Annotated in this window: 15 protein-coding genes; 11 read left to right on the forward strand and 4 right to left on the reverse strand. The window is 40.5% G+C overall.

Translation table 11 applies throughout. From position 1 onward, the window contains the following. The first annotated feature begins 17 nt into the window (after nucleotides 1–17). The 4 genes from ACP8HI_RS24380 (at nucleotide 18) to ACP8HI_RS24395 (ending at nucleotide 3,628) form a co-directional block, all read left to right on the forward strand. Nucleotides 18–893, forward strand: coding sequence for a carbohydrate ABC transporter permease (locus ACP8HI_RS24380; protein ID WP_438348693.1), 876 nt, complete (start codon nucleotides 18–20; stop codon nucleotides 891–893). Nucleotides 894–937: 44 nt separating this feature from the next. After that, nucleotides 938–2,041 carry a glycoside hydrolase family 88/105 protein gene (locus ACP8HI_RS24385; RefSeq protein ID WP_438348694.1) on the forward strand — a complete coding sequence of 368 codons (1,104 nt, stop codon included), beginning with the start codon at nucleotides 938–940 and terminating at the stop codon, nucleotides 2,039–2,041. Between the two features lie 432 nt (nucleotides 2,042–2,473). Continuing rightward, complete coding sequence (locus ACP8HI_RS24390) at nucleotides 2,474–2,602, forward strand: hypothetical protein (protein ID WP_438348695.1); 129 nt, start codon at nucleotides 2,474–2,476, stop codon at nucleotides 2,600–2,602. A 78-nt stretch (nucleotides 2,603–2,680) separates the two neighbouring features. After that, the gene (locus ACP8HI_RS24395; RefSeq protein ID WP_438348696.1) at nucleotides 2,681–3,628 is read left to right on the forward strand and encodes a 1,4-dihydroxy-2-naphthoate polyprenyltransferase; all 948 of its coding nucleotides are present in this window, start codon (nucleotides 2,681–2,683) and stop codon (nucleotides 3,626–3,628) included. Nucleotides 3,629–3,768: 140 nt separating this feature from the next. Here ACP8HI_RS24395 and ald read toward each other — a convergent pair whose 3' ends face one another. Then, complete coding sequence (gene ald / locus ACP8HI_RS24400; protein WP_438348697.1) at nucleotides 3,769–4,896, reverse strand: alanine dehydrogenase; 1,128 nt, start codon at nucleotides 4,894–4,896, stop codon at nucleotides 3,769–3,771. A gap of 194 nt (nucleotides 4,897–5,090) precedes the next feature. Between ald and ACP8HI_RS24405 the strand changes: the two genes are divergently transcribed. Together ACP8HI_RS24405 and ACP8HI_RS24410 are read left to right on the forward strand one after the other, a co-directional pair. Further along, nucleotides 5,091–6,506, forward strand: coding sequence for a DNA-binding protein (locus ACP8HI_RS24405; RefSeq protein WP_438348698.1), 1,416 nt, complete (start codon nucleotides 5,091–5,093; stop codon nucleotides 6,504–6,506). A gap of 309 nt (nucleotides 6,507–6,815) precedes the next feature. Further along, a complete protein-coding gene (locus ACP8HI_RS24410) occupies nucleotides 6,816–7,040 on the forward strand; it encodes a Spo0E family sporulation regulatory protein-aspartic acid phosphatase (protein WP_438348699.1) in 225 nt (74 codons plus the stop codon). An 80-nt stretch (nucleotides 7,041–7,120) separates the two neighbouring features. On the opposite strand, the gene ACP8HI_RS24415 is transcribed toward ACP8HI_RS24410, so the two are convergent. Further along, nucleotides 7,121–7,252, reverse strand: coding sequence for a DUF4023 domain-containing protein (locus ACP8HI_RS24415; RefSeq protein WP_438348700.1), 132 nt, complete (start codon nucleotides 7,250–7,252; stop codon nucleotides 7,121–7,123). Between the two features lie 96 nt (nucleotides 7,253–7,348). Continuing rightward, on the reverse strand, nucleotides 7,349–8,242 hold the full coding sequence (locus tag ACP8HI_RS24420) for a C40 family peptidase (protein WP_438348701.1): 894 nt from the start codon (nucleotides 8,240–8,242) through the stop codon (nucleotides 7,349–7,351). A 249-nt stretch (nucleotides 8,243–8,491) separates the two neighbouring features. Between ACP8HI_RS24420 and ACP8HI_RS24425 the strand changes: the two genes are divergently transcribed. From ACP8HI_RS24425 to ACP8HI_RS24440, 4 genes are all read left to right on the forward strand, one after another. Then, a complete protein-coding gene (locus tag ACP8HI_RS24425; RefSeq protein WP_438348702.1) occupies nucleotides 8,492–9,442 on the forward strand; it encodes an ABC transporter permease in 951 nt (316 codons plus the stop codon). Then, entirely contained in the window at nucleotides 9,442–10,386 is a 945-nt protein-coding gene (locus tag ACP8HI_RS24430; RefSeq protein ID WP_438348703.1) for an iron chelate uptake ABC transporter family permease subunit, read from the forward strand. Before ACP8HI_RS24425 ends, ACP8HI_RS24430 begins: the two co-directional genes overlap by 1 nt. Further along, on the forward strand, nucleotides 10,383–11,141 hold the full coding sequence (locus ACP8HI_RS24435; RefSeq protein ID WP_438348704.1) for an iron ABC transporter ATP-binding protein: 759 nt from the start codon (nucleotides 10,383–10,385) through the stop codon (nucleotides 11,139–11,141). The genes ACP8HI_RS24430 and ACP8HI_RS24435 overlap by 4 nt, the downstream gene beginning before the upstream one ends. 116 nt (nucleotides 11,142–11,257) lie before the next feature. Continuing rightward, nucleotides 11,258–12,262: a siderophore ABC transporter substrate-binding protein gene (locus ACP8HI_RS24440; RefSeq protein WP_438348705.1), complete on the forward strand. Its 1,005-nt coding sequence runs from the start codon at nucleotides 11,258–11,260 to the stop codon at nucleotides 12,260–12,262. Nucleotides 12,263–12,394: 132 nt separating this feature from the next. Here ACP8HI_RS24440 and ACP8HI_RS24445 read toward each other — a convergent pair whose 3' ends face one another. Next, entirely contained in the window at nucleotides 12,395–13,489 is a 1,095-nt protein-coding gene (locus tag ACP8HI_RS24445) for a glycosyltransferase family 4 protein (protein WP_438348706.1), read from the reverse strand. A gap of 219 nt (nucleotides 13,490–13,708) precedes the next feature. On the opposite strand from ACP8HI_RS24445, the gene ACP8HI_RS24450 reads away from it, so the two are divergent. Further along, nucleotides 13,709–14,464, forward strand: coding sequence for a YheC/YheD family protein (locus ACP8HI_RS24450; RefSeq protein WP_438348707.1), 756 nt, complete (start codon nucleotides 13,709–13,711; stop codon nucleotides 14,462–14,464). Nucleotides 14,465–14,526 lie beyond the last annotated feature (62 nt).

The raw sequence follows: 14,526 nt of genomic DNA on the forward strand, positions 1-14,526 counted from the left end.
TCGTGGGAGGAATTGAAATGGTAGAAGATAGATCATTTAGCGGCAAACTCTTTGCTGTCATAAACTTTACGTTGCTTGCCATTATTGCTTTAGTTACGGTGCTTCCATTTATGCACGTTGTAGCAGGCTCCTTCACAACGAGTGCGGAGATGGCGGCCAATAAATTTGTTCTCATTCCAAAAGTATGGAGTCTAGAAGCTTACAAGTTTATTTTTTCTACGAATACGATCTTTAAAGCGATGGGAGTTTCCATTGGGGTCACGGCCATAGGTACGTTATTCAGTATGTTTGTGACTGCGCTCATGGCTTATGGTCTTTCCAGAAGGGATCTGGATGGACGTACACTCATTAACTTCCTGGTTGTGTTCACGATGCTGTTCCATGGCGGAATGATTCCAACATTCTTGGTAGTGAAGGAATTGGGGTTAATCGATTCCTATTCAGCACTTATTCTACCGTCAGCGATCAGTGCCTTTAATATGATTATTCTCAAGAACTTTTTCCGCAACATTCCAGAAGGGCTTGAGGAATCAGCCAAAATTGATGGGTGTAGCGACTTCGGTATATTTTTCCGAATTGTATTACCCTTATCTTTGCCGGCGATTGCAACCATCTCTTTGTTCTATGCTGTAACCTATTGGAATACGTACATGACTGCGATTCTGTACCTGGATGATAGTGCTAAATGGCCGATACAGGTACTATTGAGACAAATTGTTGTTCTTGCTAGTGGTATGGATTATAGTTCCACATTAGATGCATCGGTTCCACCACCGGACCAAACGATAAAAATGGCTGTTATTGTTGTAGCAACCCTACCTATTCTGATGGTGTATCCGTTCTTACAGAAGCACTTTGCTAAAGGGGCTATGTTGGGATCTATGAAGGGATAAAGAAGAGTTAAGAGAGGATATTCTCATTAGAAAGGAGTTTTGAAATGACTAGTAGTATACCGAGAACACCGATTGAATGGGCTAAAAAAGCTTGCGATTCTTTAATGAATACCTACGAAGCGTGGGAGCTACCTCCTGCGCATCGGTGGCATTACCATCAAGGGGTATTTCTATGTGGAATGGAACTCTTGTGGGAATCCGTTCAAGAAGATCGCTATGTTGATTATATCCAACAATATGTGGATGATCTCGTGGATGAAAACGGAAATTTATATTTCGCTCGAGATGAACTGGATGCTGTTCAGGCAGGGCTTCTGCTCTTTCATCTTCATGAGCGAACAGGTAACCCTAAGTATCGCATTGCGGCTACGAAGCTGAGAAACTTACTGCTTACCCTTAACTTAACATCGGAGGGTGGTTTCTGGCACAAGGATAAGTACTCTAATCAAATGTGGTTAGATGGACTCTATATGGCTGGAGTATTCTCTTTGAAGTATGCCAACTTATATGGGGAGGCTGGTCTGCGCGAGACTGTGTTGCATCAGGAGCGGTTGATGCGTAAACATATGAAGGATGATCATACTGGATTACTGTATCATGCATGGGATGAAAGCCGTCGTATGCCATGGGCTAACCCTGAGACAGGCTGTTCCCCAGAATTCTGGGGCAGATCATTGGGATGGTATGGTCTGGCATTAGCGCAATTTCTAGATCAATTGCCTGAGAGCGATCCAGGATACACAGAACTATCATTGGAATTGGGGAAATTCGTACAGGCGTTAGTTCGTTATCAAGATCAGGAAAGTGGATTGTGGTATCAGGTCGTTGATAAAGGCCATCTAGCCGATAATTGGTTAGAGACTTCGGGTAGTTGCCTATTCGTCTATACGATCGCTAAAGCTGTGAAACACGGCATTGTAGGTAAGGAATACTTGGAAGCAGCTAAGAGAGGTTATGAGGGATTAATTCAAGTATTGGAGTGGGACGAGAAGGGTGGCTTTGTTCTACCGGATATTTGTATTGGAACTTCGGCAGGAGATTATGAGAACTATGTGACTCGTCCTACAAGTAAGAATGATCTGCATGGGGTTGGTGCGTTCGTTATGGCGTGCGTGGAGATGCAATCCTTGATCGTAAGTGACAAGTAGAGAAGTTATGTAGAGGTAGATGAACAAAGTGAACATAGTATGCAGTACAATGGTGGATAAAGTAAGAAGTTAAGCGGTTAAGAGACGGCTACGCAGACCTTGGAAGAGGATGGCGCAGCCGTTTCTTCTTGTTTTCCAAAAAGTATAAGTTTTCTGGAGGACTTCCCGCTCTACCCTTTATGATTATTAAAAGTCTATATAAGGTGTTGAAATCACTTGAATAGCCTATACGACACGCACCATATTCCATGCAAGATCTCAAATTCCGGATGTAATTCAGTGGAATAGGCATAGAGTGGCGACGTTAGAGTGACGAACAATGCTTTACGCATGAAGGTAGTGAAGGTGAGGCTAGAATAGATGCAGAAAGTACATTTAATTAGCTGGAAAAGTAGGGGAAGAGAGAATTAGTTGTAAAAAGGACAGTTAAAAATGGCGATAACGCTGAAAAGTGGAGTTTCCAGTAATTTAGATGTACTCCATGCAACTAAAGTTAGCTTCAGAGGAATTTGGTTGAATTTAGTTGCACTTCTAGCGTCAACGAGATATATAGCTGTCTAAAATATAAAGAATAATATATCATATTTTTAGAGATGATGGATGGTTAAGCCATCAGAAATTAACTAAAGGATGATAGATATGACAGTGAGAAGTTTTTTGAGTCTAGTCGAGATTAGGACAAAGCTCGCAAGTATGATTCCCTTTTTTCTAGGGAGCGTCTATGTCGTGTTTCGTTTTCAGCAATTTCAAATAGCGAATTTCATATTAATGTTCGTATCATTGCTAACGTTCGATTTGTTCACAACAGCGATGAATAATTATTATGATTTCAAAAAAGCGCAAAAAAAAGAAGGCTACGGTTATCAAGAGCATAATGCCATTGTGAAGTTCGGATTGAAAGAGTCAACGGTGGTAGCGCTGATTATTACGCTCTTTATAACGGCTGTGGGTACGGGGATGTGGTTAGTGTTTAATACGGGGATCGTTGTTTTTCTTGTAGGAGGTTTATCTTTCTGCGTTGGGATATTATATTCGTTCGGTCCAATCCCTATTTCTAGAATGCCACTAGGTGAGTTGTTCTCTGGATTGTTTATGGGGTTTGTGATTATTTTTGTGTCCATATTTATTCATGTGGGAGATCAGTTGGTATTGTTGACCTTCGATCAACAATTCATGGATGTTCATATTAATGTACTAGAAGTGCTATTGATCCTTTTTATTTCCATACCAGCTATTCTGGGCATTTCCAATATTATGCTAGCCAACAACATATGTGACATGGATGAGGATGTCGAGAATAAAAGATACACACTTCCGGTGTACATCGGCAAAGACTATGCTTTAATTTTATTTCGTTGGATCTACTATGTTTCCTTCTTAGATCTAATCGTGTTGCTTTTCTTAAAGGTGAATCCACTTATCGTTCTACTTATTCTCCTTACGTTGATACCTATAAAGAAGAATATAGCCGCATTTATGAAGCAACAAACGAAACAGCATACCTTCGGATTGGCTGTTCAGAATTTCCTTATTACGAATATGGCTCGTATTCTTGTCTTGAGTGTGGCGGTTGTGATGGCGCTTTAGCCCACATAGTAACTTTTTCATCATACTTAGACATGCGCTCTATCCGCAGTTCGTTTCTTATGATTCACCATATGAACTTCCACACTAAGAAAAAAAGGACGCCCAATGGCGTCCTTTTCAGTGAGAAGAGCAATGACAACTCAGACGGTTCCGCGAGTGAATGCCTTGTCAGCAGGGACATATTCATATCCCAAGTCCCGAGCCACAGCCTTATGCGTGATACAGCCGTTAATAACATTGGCACCACTTTCAATTGAAGGATGACTAAGGCAGAGCTCTTGAATAGTATGATTCGCAAGTAATAAGGCAAACGGCATCGTAGCGTTAGTTAATGCAATCGTCGATGTTTGGGGTACAGCGCCGGGCATGTTGGCAACAGCGTAATGAATCACGCCATGTTTAACATAGGTTGGATTGTCATGAGTGGTTATATGATCAATAGTCTCGACAATTCCACCTTGATCAATGGCGACATCTACGATAACAGATCCTGAGGACATCGACTTCACGATTTGTTCAGTAACTAACTTAGGTGCTTTCGCCCCAGGAATAAGAACAGCACCAATGAGTAGATCCGCTTCCGCTACAGACTTAGCAATGTTAGATGAGTTGGATACTAATGTCGTAATTTGATTGCCAAATATGTCATCTAACTGCCGTAACCTGCCTACATTCAGATCCAGTAAGGTAACATCTGCGCCTAGTCCAATGGCAATCTTGGCTGCATTTGTTCCGACGATACCTCCACCAATAATCGTTACTTTCCCACGTCTAACCCCAGGAACACCAGACAACAGAATGCCTTTACCTCCCCGATGCCTTTCCAGTAGTTGTGCACCAATCTGAACAGCCATACGTCCGGCCACTTCACTCATAGGAGTTAGTAAGGGGAGACTACCTTCCGCAGTAACAGTCTCATAGGCGATGGCGGTTGCTCCGGAGTCTATCAAAGCCTGGGCAAGTGAAGGTTCATTGGCTAGGTGAAGATATGTGAAAAGAAGGAGGTCTTTGCGGAGATATTCGAACTCAGATAAGACTGGCTCTTTAACTTTCATGATCATATCTGATTGATCCCATAGATCTTTAGCTTCTTCTACGATGATAGCACCAGCAGTGGAGTATTCATGGTCAGGGAAGCCACTCTCTTCACCAGCATATTGCTCTACATATACGGTATGTCCATGCTGAAGGAATTCTGCCACTCCTGCGGGTGTAATCGCTACTCGGTTTTCGTTATTTTTAATTTCTTTGGGGATTCCAATTTTCAAAAAAGATCACCTCTTAGGTTTTATGACTATAGTGTACAAGGAAATGGAAGTTTAATCACCCCTAGGAATTCTTATTGGAAATTTATAATTGACCAGCTATCAATATATTCGTATAATTGTAATTATATAGTAGATGATACTAAATTAGTATCGGTCGGTTAGAATGATTTTTTTTTAATGATAGGGGTGATGGAATGAGTCCTGCAACCACGATTCGAGCGGAAATTACTAATTATCTGGAATGCAATGGGCATACATTCAGTAGTTTTGGACAGACTTCGGGGATCAATAAGGGTGTGATTAGCGCCATTCTTAACAATAATTCACCTAAGCCTATCTCCGTGCGCCAGATAGATTTAATTACCAAAGGGCTTGGTTATGCTGAGGGAGCGCTATATGACTTGTATGTGGAAGAATGCTTCTTCAATGAGAAGCCGAATGGTAGAAGAATTAGTGCATTTCTCATTCGCTGTGCAGAGCTCGGTAAAGAGGATTGCATTGCTGAGGTACTATCTAGGTTGATGGAGAACCTTATCTATGTGGCGTTGATTTTCTCCATTGCTGAGAAATTATATATGAGTGAGATGATGAAAGAATCCATTATATTCTACCAATGTGTGGCTGAGCATGAGAAGTATCAGCATTCTGAGAGACTAGCGATTAGCCAATATCGCATATTTAGAGCCTCCCTTGGGCTTGATTCGGAACATAATATGGAAGCTACACTTCAGTTTGTTTCATATCGCAAGAGATTACCTGAGAATTATCACTTGGATGCATTGAATCAGCTAATGAATATCTACTACACAATGGATAAGTATGAGAAAGTAGAGCAGTATGCAGATGAGTTGATCATTCTCTCTAACATAGTATTAGAGAACGAGAAGAATAGAATGTTAGGAAAGAGAGCCTTCGAGCCGTTGGCAACAGAGAAGCCATTGTTTGTCTATTACGCCTACGGTTATTTGATGAAGGGAGCAGCGTTAGAACATCAGGGGCATTATAAGGAAGCTATGAAATATGTTGCTGTATATGCGGATTTAAGCTGGATAGAAGGACTAGATCAAGAAGGGCTCTTTATCGTGGAACAATACCGTTTATGGGCAATAGCCAACACATATACATTAGAGATCCTTATGGGTAACGTTAATATTCTGCCAGAATACACGCAACTTTTACAAGATAATCCGAAAGAGATACTTGCGGGGCTTCTAACCATTATGGAATCAGCAAACCGACATAGCTTCTCCGTAGATGACATTCTGGAGCAGTTTAACGACGCTATTCAAGAATATCAGAAAGATCCCTTCTCAAATTTAAGCAATGGGTACACTGATGGAATTAATAGAGTGAGTTGTGCCAATCTATGTTATCAGATTGCCTTATACCAATTTAGTAATAAGAGATATAGCGAAGGAATGCGAAATACTTTACAAAGTCTAACAATTAATGCTAAAATAAATAAAAAAGGCGAGATTATAGATTCTATGTCATTATTTGAGCGATATAGAAGTTTCGCTTCTAAAGAAGAACTAGGAGAGTATGACCAGATTATAAAAGGAGGATACAATCATGAAGAAAATAGTAGCTTCGTTAATTTTGGCGATTAGCTTAAGTGGCGTGATTTTGATCGGACAACCTATTGATTCTAACATTGTAACACCATTAACACATGGCGCAGGCTCTTAATAATCGATATTCCTTGTTGTGATGATTTTCTTAAATCCTTTTGGGAAGTCTTCCGAAGGGATTTTTTTGATGCGCTGAGCATGAAGTTATGATCTAACCTGTTTTTCTTGCTTCAATAAAGGGTATATAGAAGGAAGGAAGCGTCGAATTGAAAATTGCATTAGTAATAACAATAAATCAATAATTTGGTAACCTGTAGTAATCTATTAGAAAGACAGGAGGGGAGTATAGTGGACATAAGAACAGTTTCAAGATTAATAGAATGTAGACGCACAGAGTTAAATACATTAGCTAATATTTATGGCATTGGAGACCAGCGAGTACTGGAGAAGTCGGTCCAGCTTGATCATATTATGAACGTATATATTCGAAAGAAGGGATCCCAACAGGGGATGAAACAACGATTCAATATAGATCATAATAGAATAATAAACACAAGCACTCAGCATGCGTGAGCAGCGACCCATTGAACTCATCTTGGTGATTGTGTAACGGCATCGTCTCCAGGTTATAGAAACGATACCGTTTTGCATGTTTATTTGGTCTTACTATGCTGTTTGTTGGGTAACTTATTACTAGGGGCTCCTTTCCCTTGATGCTCCTTATTGCGCTCATCTTTGGCTTGCGTATCCTGTAATTTCTTTACAAATTCATGTGTATTATCCATCTGTTCCACCCCCCCTTAGTTGTACTCCTCATAGTATTTCCTAGAATAGCCTATTTCATGATTATTGAATGGTCACAGCTAGCGGTCTTTCTTAGATCACAGGACACTGCGCATATAAAGGATCACTGTACTCCAATAACCGGAGTCGACGCTACTTATTTGTACACCCGGCTCTCCCCAAGTATGAATAAACCTTCCATCTCCAATGTAGATCCCGACATGGCCAGGAATGGCGTTACTCTCAAATCGACCGGGGACGGTGAAGAATATTAAATCGCCCTCCTTTAGGTTGTTACGGCTGACGTTAACGCCTTCTTTGCCTTGACTTCTGGCAAGCCTAGGCAGATCTATACCGTATTTTTTGAAGACGTGTTGGGTAAACGATGAGCAATCAAAGGTCTTTGATTGTGCATACGGTTCAGCTCCAAATTCATAAGGGACGCCTAAGAACCTTTTGGCAAAAGAGATCAATTCGTTCGTATTGATAGACGTGCTGGCCATCCGTATAGATTTCTCTTGAATCTGTCCCGTTGGGGGTGCCTGAGCATCAAGGAGCGGTGAAATCTCCACCCTATGTTCGAGTTGATTCCACTTCACTGGCGTGAGGAGTAAGCGTGAGAGGGAATCGAGAGTCATATAGGGCTGTCCCTTCCAACGAGTGGGAGCTTCTTGTAACAGCGTGGAAGATCCCAAAGAAAGGGCGTGCCTCTGTCCGGGATAAATCTCATACATAGGATCGGTGTAACCAAATTGGACCAAACCTTCGGAATCCTTCATACGTAGACCGAGTGAATGTACAACCGACTTTAGTGGCACCCAGGTCGTTCCTAAAGTATCAATGTATAGATCCTGATCTGTGAAATGAGCAGGTTCATCTGCCGATTTGACATTATCTTTCTTCGCGCTGTTACAGGAGATACACATGCTTAAGGTAATACTGGCAATCAATAGCGTGAGTAGGTGACGGACTACTGTAGTTCGTTGCATCATAAAGGTACACTCCAATACGAATATAGTGTAGTCACAAAAGTGTTGGATTACGTATTCAACACTTCTGTGATTGCTTTATGTATAATGTGTAATGTGGGTTTATTTTATGAGTGCAAATATCAATATCATTTTACATTTGACAATCCCTAGTAAAACAGTATAATTAAAATTGACATTATCACTGATAATGAATATCATTATCGACGAAGACACTAACCCCTTGAATGAAGGGAAGAGTAAGGAACTGATATGAAGAAAAGATATTTGTTCATAGCACTAGTTGTTTTTTCATTTATTTCGATTTTCATCGGAGTGAAAGACATCTCTCCAATGGATATCTTTCGCTTAACAGACCAACAATATCAAACGCTAATTGTGAGTCGTATTCCACGTCTAATCAGCATTATTATAGCTGGAATGAGTATGAGCATCGTGGGATTAATTATGCAACAGTTGACACGTAATAAATTCGTATCGCCAACTACGGCGGGAACGATGGATTCAGCAAGATTCGGTATTCTCGTTGCGATGATGACATTCACTAATGCTACATCGTTACAGAAGATGTTCATAGCGTTCTTATTTGCACTCTTAGGTACCTTTATATTTATGAAAATTCTAGACAAGGTGAAATATAAGGATGCAATCTTTATTCCGCTGGTGGGGATTATGTTCGGAAATGTCGTAGGCTCAATCACAACATTCTTTGCCTATAAGAACGATCTCATTCAGAATATGGCTTCATGGTTGCAAGGAGACTTCTCAGTCATCTTGAAAGGACGATATGAGATGCTATATATTAGCATTCCGCTCGTCATTATCGCTTACATATTTGCGAATCGGTTCACTATTGCCGGTATGGGTGAAGATTTCGCTAAGAACTTAGGCTTGAAGTATAAGCAAGTCGTAAATATTGGGCTTGTCATTGTGGCAGCAGTGTCCTCTATCGTGATTTTAACGGTCGGAATGATTCCCTTCTTAGGACTCGTTGTTCCGAACATTGTTACGATCTATCAGGGGGATAATCTCAAGAAGAGTCTCTCACATACCGCATTATTAGGAGCTGTATTTCTCCTGTTCTGTGACATTCTAGGACGACTTATTATATATCCTTATGAAATATCTATTGGTCTCACTGTGGGTGTGTTAGGAAGCGGGATCTTTATCTACTTACTTATTAGAAGAAAGGCATATGCATAATGAAGGTTAAGCTTAGTATTTTATTCGTTATAGTGATAGCACTTATTGCTTTATTTCTTTTGTATGATGTGGGTGGTCACTGGGATTATGTTCTTCCAAGAAGAAGTAAGAAGATTCTAGCTATGATACTTACGGGTGGAGCCATTGCATTCTCTACGATTGTGTTCCAAACCATTACGAACAATCGCATTTTGACACCTAGCATTCTAGGATTAGATTCACTATATATGTTGTTTCAGACCTTTATTATTTATGCTTTTGGATCTACACATTTAACATCGATGGATCGAAATATTAATTTCTTGATTTCTGTTGCGTTAATGATTGGATTCTCAGGTGTATTTTACAAGATTCTTTTTCGCAAAGAAGGTCAGAGCAATATCTACTTCTTGTTATTAATCGGAATGATCTTAGGGACGTTCTTTGGAAGCGTATCTTCATTTATGGAGGTACTCATTGATCCTAATGAGTTCTTGATGTTGCAGGATAAGATGTTCGCAAGCTTCAACAATGTGAATACGGATTTGTTAATTATATCGATCATTGCGATTGCTGGAGTGAGTATTTACTTTTTGAGATTCGTTAAGTATCTTGATGTCATTTCATTAGGAAGAGATCAGGCTGTCAATCTAGGTGTGAATTACGATTATGTTGTCAAAAGATTACTTGTTGTCGTAGCTATCCTGATGTCTATTGCAACAGCCTTAGTCGGTCCAATTACTTTTCTAGGACTTTTGGTTGCCAATGTAGCTCATCAATTCCTCAAAACATATAAACACAAATATTTGATCTTTGGTTCCATTCTAATTAGCATCATTGCATTAATCGGAGGACAGTTCATTGTTGAGAAGGTATTTACATTCTCCACCACGCTAAGTGTCATTATTAACTTTGTTGGAGGAGCATACTTTATATATCTTCTGTTAAAGGAGAATAAGTCGTGATAGAGGTAAGAAATGTTTCCAAGAAATATGATGGCAAGCCTGTCGTTGATCAAGTTTCAGTTCAGATTCCCAAGGGAACGATTACTTCTTTTATCGGGCCAAACGGTGCAGGGAAAAGTACGCTGCTATCGATGATCAGTCGGCTCATTACGAAGGATCAAGGAGAGGTTCTGATTGATGGACGGGATATTAGCAAGATTAAGAGTAATGATCTCGCTAAGAAAATATCCATTCTGAAACAGTCGAACCATATTAATATTAGACTGACTATTAAGGAACTTGTGAGCTTTGGGAGATTCCCCTATTCACAAGGTAAGTTGACCACCGAAGATTGGAAGTATGTGAATGAGGCAATCGATTATATGGATCTAAGGGACATTCAGGATAAATACTTAGATCAATTAAGTGGTGGACAGAATCAAAGAGCGTACATCGCCATGGTCATCGCACAGAACACGGAGTATATTTTGCTAGATGAACCGTTGAATAATTTAGATATGAAGCATTCCGTTCAGATTATGAAAGTGCTAAGACGGATGGTCGAAGAACTGGGTAAAACGGTCATTATCGTAATTCATGATATTAATTTCGCCTCTGTCTATTCGGATTATATCGTTGCTCTTAAGAATGGACGAATTGTTAAAGAGGGTGCTACAGAAGATATTATTGATCGAACGGTTCTTCAAGATGTGTATGGAATGGATATTCATATTGAGAGTATTAATGAACATAAAATATGTGTTTATTTTGCATAATGATGGACCCCTAACTCGGGAAATTATGATGTGACATACCATATGTATAGGCGCCAGTATGGTGTTAACGTCAATGATTTTAATAGCATTACCAAAAAAATCTAGGAGTGATTGAATTGAAAAAAAGTATACTCATGATCATAATGACTGTCATGTTGGCTGTACTAGTGGCTGCATGCGGCAATAATACGAACAAAGAAGCGAATACCGGAAAGGCTGAATCTGCAACGAATACAACAAACGCAGCAGCACCCTCCGAGCCAGTCGAGAGTAAAGAATTAACGATCACGCATCAATTGGGTACAACACTAGTAAAGACGAATCCTGAGAAAGTAGTTGTGTTTGACTTCGGTATTCTAGATTCTCTAGATAAATTGGGTGTTGAAGTGACGGGTGTACCGCAAGCTAACATACCTCCATACCTTTCGAAATATGAAGATAAGAAATATGCTAACTTAGGTAGCTTGAAAGAGCCTGCTTTCGAAAAGATTAATGCGCTTAGTCCTGATCTTATCATCATCTCGGGAAGACAAAGTGAAGCTTACGATGAGTTATCAAAGATTGCTCCAACGATTTTCTTAGGAGTAGACAATACGAAATTGGTAGAGTCTTTCAAAGAGAATATGAATACACTAGGCCAAATCTTTGATAAACAAGCTCAAATTGATGAGGAAGTAGCTAAGATTGACGCATTGATTAAAGATATTCATGATAAAGCAACGGCAAATGGCAAGAATGGACTTATCGTGCTTGCCAACGAAGGTAAACTGAGTGCCTATGGTGCCGGTTCAAGATTCGGAATTATTCATGATGTGCTAGGATTTGCACCCGTAGACGCTACTATTAAAGTATCTACACATGGAGATAAAATTACTTCTGAGTTTATCGCAGAGAAGAATCCAGACTACCTATTTGTTGTAGATCGGGACAGTGCTGTCGCTACAACGGGTACAGAGTCAGTATCTACTAAGGATACTGTTGAGAATGAATTAGTGAAGAATACGGATGCTTTCAAGAATGGACATATCGTCTATCTGGATCCTAACTACTGGTACCTATCCGGTGGTGGGCTTGTGTCTATGGTAGAGATGATCAACGAAATTAATGCAGCGATCCAATAAGGAACGCGAATACCACTCTCCATCTCGTGTAATCTTCTCTTAGAAGAAGACGTTATTATCGTTAATAGCTTATTTCGCAAAAACTGCCGAGATTATGATCTCGGCAGTTTTTCTATACTTTATTAGCAAGTATTAGTATACATTTCTGTAAAGAGAAGCAAGTTTTGCTGCAGTCTGGGCCCATGTGAAATGTTGTAGTACATCGCTACGCCCATTCGCCCCCAGTCTCTCTCGAAGATGTTCGTCCCTAGCCAACTTGAGTATATAGTCAGCGAATTTCTGCGGTTGATGGTATTGGTCGACAAGGTAGCCATTATGGCCGTGCTTCACTACTTCCTGAATGCCACCATTTCGGGAAGCGACAACAGGCACCCCAGAAGCCATAGCTTCCACATTGACTAGACCGAAGGCTTCATGTTTCTGAGATGGACAGGCGAAGCAGTCTGCTAATCGATACACCGAATGAATCTCTTCATGTGATTTCTTACCGACAAAGGTCACGGGTACTCCGAGCCTTTTGGCTTGTATTTGAAGACGGTTAATATAGGAGCGGCTTCCCCTTCCTACGATAACCAAGTGAACAGGAGTGTGTTTGCGTACAAGATGTGCAGCTTGGATAAGTATAGGAACGCCTTTTCGCGGAATCACCCTCCCGACAAATAGAATCGTAAACTGATTATTTATCCGATACTTCCTCCTAGTGGCTCTTTTCTCTGATGCACCTGCCGAACGGAAACGGGATACATCGACACCTAGCTCTACCGTACGAATCCTATTCGCCGACCGTGGAAACCAAGTTGCCAGCTTATGCTGTAATGAATGGCTATTGGTGATAATGAGATCTGCTTTATTCAAGTAAGTAGCAATTTCTCCGTTGTGAGGTACGAATGTTAACGAGTGAAGGAACAGGGTAACAGGTGTATGAGGACAAGCACGCTTAATTCGTGCCATACAACGAGGTCGGTTGTCGACTTGAATAACGTCATACTTTCTCCCTTTGATGTAACGAAGTACGGAGGAAATATAGGTTGTAGCACTTCCTGAGGGAACACGGACAATCGAGATACTTCCGATTTGACTATGGTTAGGTAAGGAGGGTGAACGTCTACTAATAATGGTCACCTGATGGTTTCTAGCGAGTTGTCTAGCAATAGAAAGAATACATATTTCCACAGAACCACTACCCGGAACCGGTATCTGCTCTGGTGCGACAATAAGGATATGCACAGCCTTCCCTCCTATCGGTTAAGAATAACCTACTAGTTGTAAGATATGCGTCCCCTTGGTAAAAGGTATGGTCTACACCCTAGTAGTTCTAAATCTTATTTCTGCAAAGACGATATAAACGACCTATGCAAATGAGTAAGCGGATGAATAGGATGTATAGATTTTGTGGCTGATGAAGTTAGTCCCTTAATCAATTCGTCCATACGGGAGAGATAGAAGATGAAAGGAAACCGAGTGAGCACGTTAACAAGTAAATGGATCAAGACGAATGTGTTAATACGAGACAATGAGATACGTCAGTATATTCCAATGACTCTTAGATTAACCAAAGAGAGCCTATGGGGTATGATAACGAAATATGGAATGGTCTATATTAAGCCAGAGCGGGGTACTTACGGAAATGGAGTTATTCGTGCTGAAATGCTAAAGCGGGGAACGAGCTCATTCCAATATCAGATTGATACGAGAACGAAGACCTTTAATGACTATGATTCCTTCTATCAATCTCTGCTTAAAGTTACGAAGAAGAGAAGTTATTTGGTGCAGATGGGCATTCATTTACTGAAACATGGTAAGCACAGATTTGATATTCGAGTGATGGTTCAGCGGAACCCCAAAGGGATATGGGAGACGACAGGCATCATTGGCAGAGTAGCTCATCCTGGGAAAATAGTAACGAACTATCATAGCGGTGGTAAGCTGGTGGCTATTGAAAAGTTGCTAACCCCTCATCTAGCAACGAAAGATCGAGAGGACTTACTCAGGAAAATGAGGAAGTTGGGTGTCATGATTGCCAAGCGTCTTCAGCAACAGTATCCTAATTTTCATCAAATTGGTGTGGATGTGGGGCTTGATCTGTCTATGAAGCCATGGATCATAGAGGTGAATACGAGCCCCGATCCTTATATCTTTAACAAGCTTGCAGATAAATCAATGTATCGAAAAGTTATGAGATATAGACGTCTGAATCGGTAGATCAGCCCAGACTCAGAACAGCTACATTGCCCATACCCAACAAAGAAGGTATACCTAGCCAT

This window comes from Paenibacillus sp. FA6 (assembly GCF_051550225.1).
Classification (GTDB): domain Bacteria; phylum Bacillota; class Bacilli; order Paenibacillales; family Paenibacillaceae; genus Paenibacillus_AQ.

Bases quoted from the DNA above. Each gene is read 5' to 3' on its own strand.
- ACP8HI_RS24380 (WP_438348693.1), top strand. From the start codon at position 18: ATGGTAGAAGATAGATCATTTAGCGGCAAACTCTTTGCTGTCATAAAC.
- ACP8HI_RS24385 (WP_438348694.1), top strand. From the start codon at position 938: ATGACTAGTAGTATACCGAGAACACCGATTGAATGGGCTAAAAAAGCT.
- ACP8HI_RS24390 (WP_438348695.1), top strand. From the start codon at position 2,474: ATGGCGATAACGCTGAAAAGTGGAGTTTCCAGTAATTTAGATGTACTC.
- ACP8HI_RS24395 (WP_438348696.1), top strand. From the start codon at position 2,681: ATGACAGTGAGAAGTTTTTTGAGTCTAGTCGAGATTAGGACAAAGCTC.
- ACP8HI_RS24405 (WP_438348698.1), top strand. From the start codon at position 5,091: ATGAGTCCTGCAACCACGATTCGAGCGGAAATTACTAATTATCTGGAA.
- ACP8HI_RS24415 (WP_438348700.1), bottom strand. From the start codon at position 7,252: ATGGATAATACACATGAATTTGTAAAGAAATTACAGGATACGCAAGCC.
- ACP8HI_RS24420 (WP_438348701.1), bottom strand. From the start codon at position 8,242: ATGATGCAACGAACTACAGTAGTCCGTCACCTACTCACGCTATTGATT.
- ACP8HI_RS24425 (WP_438348702.1), top strand. From the start codon at position 8,492: ATGAAGAAAAGATATTTGTTCATAGCACTAGTTGTTTTTTCATTTATT.
- ACP8HI_RS24430 (WP_438348703.1), top strand. From the start codon at position 9,442: ATGAAGGTTAAGCTTAGTATTTTATTCGTTATAGTGATAGCACTTATT.
- ACP8HI_RS24450 (WP_438348707.1), top strand. From the start codon at position 13,709: ATGAAAGGAAACCGAGTGAGCACGTTAACAAGTAAATGGATCAAGACG.